The organism is Demequina sp. (genome assembly GCF_016278775.1).
In the GTDB taxonomy this organism is placed as follows: domain Bacteria; phylum Actinomycetota; class Actinomycetes; order Actinomycetales; family Demequinaceae; genus Demequina.
This window is the reverse complement of sequence record NZ_JADQBF010000052.1, coordinates 1-9,689: the sequence shown is the minus strand read 5'-3', so window position 1 is coordinate 9,689 and position 9,689 is coordinate 1. Positions and strand designations below refer to the sequence as shown.

8 protein-coding genes are annotated in these 9,689 nt (G+C 67.7%); 6 read left to right on the top strand and 2 right to left on the bottom strand.

The genetic code is table 11. The features are described from left to right. The 5 genes from QZZ33_RS06915 to pepN (QZZ33_RS06895) all read left to right on the top strand — a co-directional run. Positions 1-492, top strand: a 492-nt coding sequence (locus QZZ33_RS06915) for a MarR family transcriptional regulator (RefSeq protein WP_291379038.1), incomplete at its 5' end; no start/stop codon positions are given. After that, complete coding sequence (locus tag QZZ33_RS06910; RefSeq protein WP_291379037.1) at positions 489-1,514, top strand: hypothetical protein; 1,026 nt, start codon at positions 489-491, stop codon at positions 1,512-1,514. The genes QZZ33_RS06915 and QZZ33_RS06910, both read left to right, overlap by 4 nt. A gap of 51 nt (positions 1,515-1,565) precedes the next feature. After that, positions 1,566-1,754, top strand: a complete 189-nt coding sequence (locus QZZ33_RS06905; protein WP_291379036.1) for a hypothetical protein — start codon at positions 1,566-1,568, stop codon at positions 1,752-1,754. Then, positions 1,751-2,740 (top strand): hypothetical protein, encoded by a 990-nt coding sequence (locus QZZ33_RS06900; protein ID WP_291379035.1) that lies wholly within the window; start codon positions 1,751-1,753, stop codon positions 2,738-2,740. Before QZZ33_RS06905 ends, QZZ33_RS06900 begins: the two co-directional genes overlap by 4 nt. Before the next feature lie 64 nt (positions 2,741-2,804). Then, positions 2,805-5,408: an aminopeptidase N gene (gene pepN, locus QZZ33_RS06895; protein ID WP_291379034.1), complete on the top strand. Its 2,604-nt coding sequence runs from the start codon at positions 2,805-2,807 to the stop codon at positions 5,406-5,408. 45 nt (positions 5,409-5,453) lie between these two features. Here pepN (QZZ33_RS06895) and QZZ33_RS06890 read toward each other — a convergent pair whose 3' ends face one another. Then, complete coding sequence (locus tag QZZ33_RS06890; RefSeq protein ID WP_291379033.1) at positions 5,454-6,545, bottom strand: DUF3137 domain-containing protein; 1,092 nt, start codon at positions 6,543-6,545, stop codon at positions 5,454-5,456. 89 nt (positions 6,546-6,634) lie between these two features. Here QZZ33_RS06890 and pepN (QZZ33_RS06885) point away from each other — a divergent pair, with 89 nt between their 5' ends. Beyond that, positions 6,635-9,214, top strand: coding sequence for an aminopeptidase N (gene pepN / locus QZZ33_RS06885; RefSeq protein WP_291379032.1), 2,580 nt, complete (start codon positions 6,635-6,637; stop codon positions 9,212-9,214). Here pepN (QZZ33_RS06885) and QZZ33_RS06880 read toward each other — a convergent pair. Continuing rightward, the coding region (locus QZZ33_RS06880; protein WP_291379031.1) for a hypothetical protein at positions 9,147-9,689 on the bottom strand (543 nt) is incomplete at its 5' end. The genes pepN (QZZ33_RS06885) and QZZ33_RS06880 overlap by 68 nt on opposite strands.

The window sequence follows — 9,689 nt, the reverse complement described above, 5'->3', positions numbered from 1 at the left end:
CCAACATCCCCCCCACCCCCACCTCCGCTCACCTCGGAGGAGCAAGAATTTCTGCGGGCCCTCGCGCGCGCACTGGTGTTCCTTCCGCGGACCTTCGTGTCCGACCTCGGCCGCGAACACGGCCTCTCCATGAGCGAGTACTTCACCATGATGTACGTCTCGGAAGCCCCGCGAGAGCGACTGCGCATCGGCGATCTGGCGGACGCCACCGCTTTGTCGCTACCCGCAGTGACCAGGGTTGTCACTCTGCTGGAGGACAAGGGTCTCCTGGTGCGCACCCCCACCGCTAGCGACGGTCGCGGGCGAGACGTCGCGCTCACCGCCACCGGGCGGGAGCGTCTCGCTCTGGCCCAGCCGGCGCAAGTCGAGAGCGTGCGCCGCCGCATCTTCAGCCATCTCGACGGCGTGGACCTACGCATGGCCACCGCCGTCCTCACGCGGATCGCAGAGGGCGACCACGTTCCACCCACCCCCGAACGGACGCAGCCATGAGATCAGCCACCACTGGAATCACCGAGTACGACCGCTTTGGGCCGTGGATTGACGAGGTCAAGGAGCCCGACGACGTGCCGCGCCTGTATCGCCGCCACGGCATCGACCTCAGCGCCGCGCGTCTGGTGCTCAAGGTGCCCCGCAACATCTCGCGCAGGAACGCCAACCCTGACATGGACCTCTACGACCACCTGCTGGTGCTGGGGCAGGACCAGCTCACCGTGCTCAGCCGACGCACGGGCGGGCCCCCACAGCCGGGCGCCGCAGACAGCGGCAAGGGCTACGACGTCCTCACCATTCAGCTGGCCGACGTGGTCGCCATTCGCAACGCCGTCAACCTTCTGGACGGGCGCCTCACGGTCGCGACGTCCGCGGGAGCCTCGATCACTGTCCCCTACAACGGGTCGGCGGCTGGCACGGTGGGCAGGCTGGTGAGCGCGCTCAAGGAGGTCCCGTGCGCCACGCCAGCAAGCCCCGTCGGCGTGGCATTGCTCGAGGTGGGCGGGCGCTTCGCACGGCCGACGCTGGAGCCGGGGACGACGACGGTGTCACGGCCGACGCCGGGGACCGGGCCGACGCCGACGCCGGGGCCCATCGACACTTTCCTGGTGAGCGCCTGGCTTGTCGCCCAGGACGCCGACCCCCGCCTCGCGGTGTGGGCGGCACACGGACACAGGCCGCTGACCCCCGACGCCCCCGGCCTGGCAGGGATCGTGCAGCGCGCCAAGCACGCGTTCTCGCCGATGACGCTGCACGGCTGCCTCATCGCGGCCGACGGACACGCGCTCGAGCTCTACGGGCGGCATTCCTGGCTGGTGCGTGGCCGCGACGCGATCTACTCCTTGTCGCACGTGGTGATCCCGTTCGGCGCCCCCGATCACCTCGCTCTGTCGCCCCACCCGCTCTATCCGGACGCCGCCGTGGCGACCATCGGCGCCGGTCAGTGGAGGGAAGAGATCGCGGTGCCGCGCGACTCCGTGGCGGCGCAACTGCTGAGCGAGGCGGCCCGCAAGTCCCGCTGACCACCCCGGCTCCCCGGGCACGCCAGACGCTTCGCGCGTAAGGTGGAAAGCGTGAACTATGAGGGCGTATTGCCTGAGCCCCTCAGCGACGAGGAGCACGATGTCCTGCGGGAGCCCTCTCGCGCCTTGACGCTCTCCCCCCACCTTCTGGTGCCGGCCACTCGCCGCATCAACGGCTTGCCCAAGCGCGGGTTCTTCACCCACGCGCCCTCCCCCCACCGCGAACGGGAGTTGTCATGAGAAACGCCTTCAAGGGAGTCAGCGAGTACGACCGCTTTGGACCCTGGATCGACGAGGTCACGGAACCGGAAGACGTACCGCCCCTGTATCGGAGTTTTCCGCTCGACTTCAGCGCCGAGCGGCTGGTGCTCAAGGTGCCACGCAACATCACGCGCCGGAACGCGAACCCAGACATGGACTTGTACGACCACCTGATTCTGCTGGGACAAGAGCGCCTGACGGTGCTTAGTCGACGCAAGGGCAGGCCGTCGCGACAAGAGAGCGGCGCGAAGAGTTCCGACAGTGGCGAAGGCTACGACGTTGTCACCATTCAGTGCGCCGACATCGTCGCCATCCGCAACATGCTCAACCTGTTGGATGGCCGTCTGACCGTCTCGACGGCGGAGGGAACCCCCATCGTCGTGTCGTACAACGGATCTGCTGCTGATGTGGTGGCCATGTTCGTCAGCGCTCTCAGGGAGACCGCCTGCGTGAAGCCCGCCAGCCGCGTCGGCCAAGCACTCCTGGCTGCGGGCGGTCCGCTTGCTCGGCCCGCAGTGATACGGGGCCCAGGGCGCGTCGACACGTTCCTGGCGAGCGCCTTCCTTGAGGCCCACAGCGCCAACCCGCGCCTGTCTGCGTGGGCGGCACACGGGCGCAGGCGAGTCGCTCCCGATCCCGCTGGCGCGCAGGGTTCGATGGAGCGCCTGAAGCACGCCTTGTCGCCGATGACGCTTCACGGCGCGCTTTTCGCGGCCGACGAGGACGCGCTGGAGGTCTTTGGGCGTCACTCCTGGCTGGTGCGGGGCCGCGGCGCGATCTACTCGACGGCGCAACTGGTGATCCCGTTCGGGGCTCCCGAGCGCCTCGACATGGCGCGCCACCCGCTCTATCCCGACGTGACGGTCGCGACCGTCGGCGCCGGTGAGTGGAGTGCGGAGATGCCCGTGCCGCGCGACTCGGTGGCGGAGCAACTGTTGAGTGAGGCTGCCAGCAAGGCGGGTTGACGCGCGCGGCGGGTAACAGTCTTGGGGACGTCACCTATCACCCCCACGTGACAGAATCGCCTACATGCCAGGAACAAACCTCACGCGCGCAGAAGCGGAAGCCCGCGCCGCCATCGTCTCTACAGAGACGTACGCCATCGAACTCGACCTCACTACCTCTGAGGAGACGTTTCGATCCACGTCCATCGTCACCTTCGCGGCGAAAAGGGGCGAAAGCACGTTCATCGATCTGATCGCGCCGAAGGTCCACAGCATCACCCTCAACGGGAAGCAGCTGGACCCCGCGACTCACTTCGAGGACAGCCGCATCAGCCTGCCCGACCTCGCTGAGCACAACACGCTCACGGTCGTGGCGGACGGCGCCTACATGAACACCGGCGAGGGCCTGCACCGCTTCATCGACCCCGAGGATGGCGAGGTCTACCTCTACAGCCAGTTTGAGGTGGCCGACACCCGCCGCGTCTACGCCGTGTTCGAGCAGCCGGACCTCAAGGCAGAGTTCACGTTCACCGTCACCGCGCCAGAGCACTGGCACGTGCTCTCCAACTCGCCCTCGACCAAAACAGCGGTCGGCGGCACCATCACCATCGGCGGCACCGAGCGCGGCGTTGCACGCTGGGACTTCTCCCCCACCACCCGCCTCCCCTGCTACGTGACCGCGATCGTCGCTGGCCCGTACCACGAGGTCGAGGGCAGCGTCGTGAGCCGCAAGGGCACCCTCAGCGCCAACGTGTATTGCCGCAAGGCCCTCGCGCCCTACTTGGACGCCGACGTCATCCTGGACGACACGCAGAAGGGCTTCACCTTCTACGAAGACAAGTTCGGGATGGATTACCCCTTCGAGAAGTACGACCAGATCTTTGTGCCGGAGTTCAACGCCGGCGCCATGGAGAATGCCGGTTGCGTGACGTTCCTCGAGGAGTACGTGTTCCGTTCCAAGCCAGCGCAGGCCCGCGTGGAGCGCCGCACGGTCACCGTGCTTCACGAGCTCGCACACATGTGGTTTGGCGACCTGGTCACCATGAAGTGGTGGAACGACCTGTGGCTCAACGAGTCCTTCGCGGAATTCACCTCGACCCTCGCCACCGTCAAGACCACCAAGTGGGAAAACAACTGGGTGACCTTCAATTCGCTCGAGAAGTCCTGGGCGTACCGCCAAGACCAGCTCCCGTCGACCCACCCGATCATGGCCGAGATCCGCGACCTCGAAGACGTCGAGGTCAACTTTGATGGCATCACCTACGCCAAGGGCGCTTCCGTGCTCAAGCAGCTCGTCTATTGGGTGGGAGAAGACGAGTTCTTCGCAGGCGTCGCCGAGTACATGCGCAAGCACCACCACGCCAACGCCACCCTCAATGACCTGCTCGTGGAACTCGAGAAGGCTTCTGGCCGTGACCTGGCCTCCTGGTCGGACGTCTGGCTCCAGAAGGCAGGCGTCACCACGCTGCGCCCCGTCATTGAAACGGACGACGACGGTGTCATCACTCGCTTTGCCGTCGCCCAAGAGGCTCCCGACGAATGGCCGACGCTGCGTCCGCACCGCCTGGTCATCGGCGCCTACGACGAGGTGAACGCCCTGCTGGCCCGCACCGAGGCGATCGAGCTCGACATCGACGGCGAACTGACGGAGGTGCCGGCGCTGGTGGGTAAGAAACTGCCCGCGTTGATCCTCGTGAACGACGACGACCTCGCCTACGCCAAGGTGCGGCTCGACGAGAACTCCCTGGCCACCGCGGTGGAGCGCCTCAGCGAGCTGAGCCCCCTTGCCCGCTCCATGGTGCTGAGCGCCGCGTGGGACATGACGCGCGACGGCGAGATGCCGGCACGGCAGTTCATCGAGCTGGTGCTCAACAACTTGGGCGCCGAGACCGAGTCCACCACCGTACTGGTGCTGTTGCGTCAGCTTGCGACAGCGCTGAGCCTGTTCACCACCCCCAGCGCGGCCGACACCGCCACGGAGAACGTAGCCGACGCCTTGTGGCACCTCGCGCTCGAGGCGGACCCTGGCAGCGACGGCCAACTTCAGCTGGTGAGGGCCTTCGCATCCTTCGCGTCCACGGACCCGCAACTGGACAACGTCCAGGCGCTCGTGGATGACAAGCTCCACTTCGACGGACTCACCGTGGACGCCGACCTGGCCTGGGACCTGTTGATTTCCCTGGTGGCTGGCGACCGCGCGGGCGAGGTGGCCATCGAACTGCAACTCACCAAGGACGCCACCGCATCCGGCGAGCGTCGCGCCGCGCATGCCCGTGCGGCGCTTCCCGGCGCCGAGTTCAAGCGCGCCGCGTGGGACGCGCTCATCAACGCACCAGCGGGCGAGGACCTGCCCAACGCCCTGCAGTCGGAGACCACCGCCGGCTTCAACCACGTGCATGACGTGGCCATCCTCGAGCCCTACGTCGACGAGTACTTCGCGATGCTGCGCCGCATCTACAAGGACAAGACCAACGAGATGGCGTCCAACCTGATCGAGGGTCTCTACCCCGTGCAGCAGGCCGGCCGCGTGCCTGACCTTCAGGACAAGGCCGACGCGTGGCTCGCCCAAAACGCCGACGCTCACGACGCCCTCAAGCGCCTCGTGATCGAGGGCAGGGACAGCGTGCGCAGGGCCCTCAAGGCTCAAGCGGCCGACGCAGGGGCAGCCTGGGAGGACGTCGTCGAGTAGGCGCCTGGTACCGCGACCGGCTGGCGCCGCCGGGAATGCCGCGGCCTAGCCTCGGCGTCGCAGCCGCTCGAGGAATGCCACCACCCGTGAGGTGCGAAATGCAATGACGAACCCGACGATGAGGAGCGGAACGCCGAGTCCCGGCCCAATACGTCCCCACGCCCACGCACCGCCCCACAGCGCTGCCAGTCCCGCGAGCAGAACCACCAGTTCGAGGTTGCTGCGCTTCTTTCGCACGCGAGACGGGGCGTTGGCCGCTTCCACGGCCGCCGCGTCGTCGCCTGTGGCGGCGCCGTCAGTACGAAGGTATCCCGGCACCAAAGTCGCCAAATCCGCCACGAGGGCGAGCCGCTGTTCGAGGGTGTCCGTGTCCTTGACGATTCCGGGAGTGACGCACATGACCGCAGGCCCGTCCCACGCCACAGGCACTGAGATCTCAGCCGCGTCGACCAACCGCGCAATCACGCGTGGGGTCAGGAGTTCGTGGGCAAGTCGCTCATCGTCGGCACGCACTCGCCAGCTCCGATTGAATGCCGCCGATTCGACGTCCACGTCCCTCGCCCCTACGCGAGCGGCGGCGGCGTGGGCTCCACGTTGCGGCAGCGCCTCGACGACGCTGGGTGACGCGTTCGATCTGGCCGACACCACGGTGTATGCCCGCTTCTCAGGATGGCGCGCCGTGCCGGTATCCACCACGTAGTAGAAGATCTCTACCTGCTGTCCCCGATACCGGCCCGCCCACGTCGCTCCCGCCGTGTGTGTACCAGCGTGAGAAAAGGGCTCGATGCGCGCCGTCGACGTTATCCGGCGGCTTGTCGAGAGCGTGAGGCCCTCACCGTTCGCCCAGCGGGTCACCTCCTGGAAGTCGCGGGCGTGCGCCCGCTTGATCCAGCCGCCAACCCTGACGCCAAGGACGACCCCCGCCACCATCCCGGCGAACAGGCCGATCGTTGCCCACATGTTGCTCGACCCTGGCCACGACCAGAAGGCCCAGCCGCCAATGCCCGCCACGATGCCCACGATCGTGACTCCCACTATCACGACTGTCGGGGCGAGCCCCATGATCCTCGACGTCGCGATGCGGTGCATGGTGCCGTGGTCGCTCGCTGCCGCGTGAGCGGCGTCATCCACTGCCATAAGAGTCCCCCTCGGTAGTCCCGGGCCTAGATCATAGCGAGACGAAAGACACGCGCCAGTGGCCTCTGCCGCGTGCAAGACTCTGAACCATGCCAGGTACCAACCTCACCAAGAGCGAAGCGGCCGACCGGGCCGCGCTGATCCCGTCGGCCGCCTACGACATCATGTGGGACTTCACCGGGCCGGGAGACACGTTCCGTACCACCACCACGGTCAGGTTCGGGGCCCCGGAGGGCGCGAGCACGTTTCTCGACTGCATCGGGGCCACCATCGCCAGGATCGACCTCAATGGCGCCTCACTGGACCCCGCGAGCGCCGCCACCGATGGCCGCATCGAGCTCAGCGACCTTGCCGCCCACAACACCGTGATCATCGAGGCCGAGTTCGCGTACCGCACAGACGGCCAGGGCATCCACCGCTTTGTGGACCCCGAGGACGGTGAGATTTACCTGTACAGCCAGTTTGCCGCGGCCGACGCCCGCGCGGCTTTCCCTTGCTTCGACCAGCCCGATATCAAGGCCACCTTCGCGATTGAGGTACTCGCCCCTGCTCACTGGGTGGTCGTGTCCAACTCCCCCACGCCCGAGCCGACCCTGGAAGCCATGGCCTCCACCAGCGTCGGCGACGGCACGGTAAACCGGTGGGCCTTTGCCCCCACCGTGCCGCTACCCACCTACGTGGCGGCCGTCGTGGCCGGACCCTACGCGTGGGCCGAGGGAAGCCTTCGCAGCCGCAAGGGCCCCCTCAAGGCGCGCGTGTACGGCCGCAAGAACCTGGCCTCGCACCTGGACGCAGAAGAGATGATCGGCACCGTCCAGGCTGGGATGACGCTGTACGAGAAGGTGTTTGACACCGAGTATCCCTACGAGAAGTACGACCAGGTGTTCGTGCCCGAGTACAACCTGGGCGCCATGGAGAACGTGGGCTGCGTGACGTTCTCTGAGGACCAATTGCTGTTCCGTTCGCGCCCGTCAGACGCGGAGCGCGAGCGCCGCCTCAACATCGTGCTTCACGAACTGAGCCACATGTGGTTCGGCAACCTCGTGACGATGCGCTGGTGGGACGACCTGTGGCTCAACGAGTCGTTCGCGGAGTTTGTGGGCACGTGGGCCACCGAGCAGGTCACGCAGTGGAAGGACGCCTGGGTGACGTTCGGCGCCAGCCGCAAGTCGGTCGCCTACATTCAGGATCAGTGGCCGACCACGCACGCGATCGTCACCGAGGTTGCCGACATTGAGGCCACCGTCAGCGCCTTCGACATGATCACGTACGCCAAGGGCGCCTCCGCGCTCAAGCAGCTCGCCGCGCACGTGGGTGAGGACGCCTTCTTCCAGGGCGTCGCGGCCTACCTCAAGCGCCACGCCTTCGGAAACGCCACCCTGTCCGAGTTTCTGTCCGAGGTCGAGGCCGCAGCCGGCCGTCCGCTCGACGCGTGGGCAGCCGCGTGGCTCGAGACTCCCGGCGTCACCACCCTGCGGCCCGTCATCGCCACGGACGACGCTGGGGTCATCACGTCCTTTGCCGTCGCCGAGGACGTTCCCGCCGCTTACCCGGTGCAACGTCCGCACAGGGTCACGATCGCGGGCTACACGCACCATCTAGGCCGTTTCGAGCGCACGTGGAGCGTGGTGGCTCCCCTCGACGGGGCCGTGTCTGACGTTCCCGCCGTCGTGGGCAAGCCTCGCCCAGACCTGCTGCTGGTGAACGACGTCGACCGCACGTATGCGAAGGCTCACCTGGACGACGTCTCGCTCGCCACGATCGCGGCGCACCTGGGCGACCTGGGACACGCCATGGCCCAGGCATCGGTGCTGGACGCGCTGTGGCACATGTGCCGCGACGCCGCACTGCCGGCTCAGCGCTACATAGACGCCGTGTTGACCGCACTGCCTGGGCTCGCCAACTCCGAGGCGGCCGAGTCCCACACGCGCACCATGGTGGTGGCCCTCACGCGCTACGTCCCACCGTCGCAAGTCCCCGCAGTGTCACGATCCGCCGCGGAAAGCCTGTGGGCGACAGCGGATGCCGCAGCGCCGGGGAGCGACGTCCAGCTTCAGGCCCTCAAGGCCTACGCGCGCGTCGCGTCGACCGCCGACCAGGCCGCGCGTCTTGGCGCGCTGCTCGACGGCTCCGACTCCCTTCAGGGGTTGGAGATCGACACCGACTTGTCATGGGACCTGTTGGCAGGAATGGCGGCCTGTGGTGTGGCGGGTGAGGCCGAGGTCGCGGCACGCCTTGAGCGCGACCCGGGAGCGGTCGGTCGCCGCCGGGCCGCGGGGACCCGTGCCGTCATCGCCACGCCAGAGGCCAAGAGCGCCGCCTGGGGTGCCCTCGTTCACCCGGCCGACGGCCCCGCCCCCAACGCGGTGCAGTACGAGATCGCGTTGGGCTTGGCCCGTGCCACTGACCCGGCACAGTTGTCGTTCCTGGTGCCAACGTTTCTGGCCGAGTTGCGCGAGTACTACGCCGCCAACGAGGGTTGGGTGGGCGCGCGCGTGGTCCGCTACGTGTTCCCCACGTGGGCCGCCGGCAGGGTGGAAGGACTCGACGATTCAATCGAGGGGTGGCTTGCCGATAACGCCGACGCGCCTTCCGTGCTACTCAAGATTGTGCGAGAGGGTCTCGACGAGGTGCGGCGGGCGCTGGCGGCGCAGGCCGCGAGCGCATAGCGCCCACGATCGCCACGCCAAGCATGGTGAGCGCCACGACGGCGCCACCACCCCACACCACGAGTATCGACACCGCCTCGGTGAACGGCACCGCCACGGCCGCAAGTGCGACCGCCACACCCACGCTGGCGCGCGCGACCCACCAGCGGGTGCTCCTGGGCATGATCGTGAGCCTTGGGGCCCGCCCGTTCCTGAGATTCGCCCACGCGAGACCCACGAACACCCCGTAGAGGGCGAGGGCTACGGCCTGACGCGCGAGCGGCACGGCATCCTCCCCCACTTGGGCGAGTGCCACGAACGGTGCGAACACGAGCACCACCAGCGCCCAAGCAATGACGCGTCCACGCCTGGCAGGCAGGGCGTCCATGAGCGACTCGACCTGGGGCGCTCGCCGTGCCCAGCGCACCACCGCCCACACGGCCACTCCCGTCAGCCCGAGCGCCGGGAGGGCGGCGATCCCGTGAGGCTTGTAGAG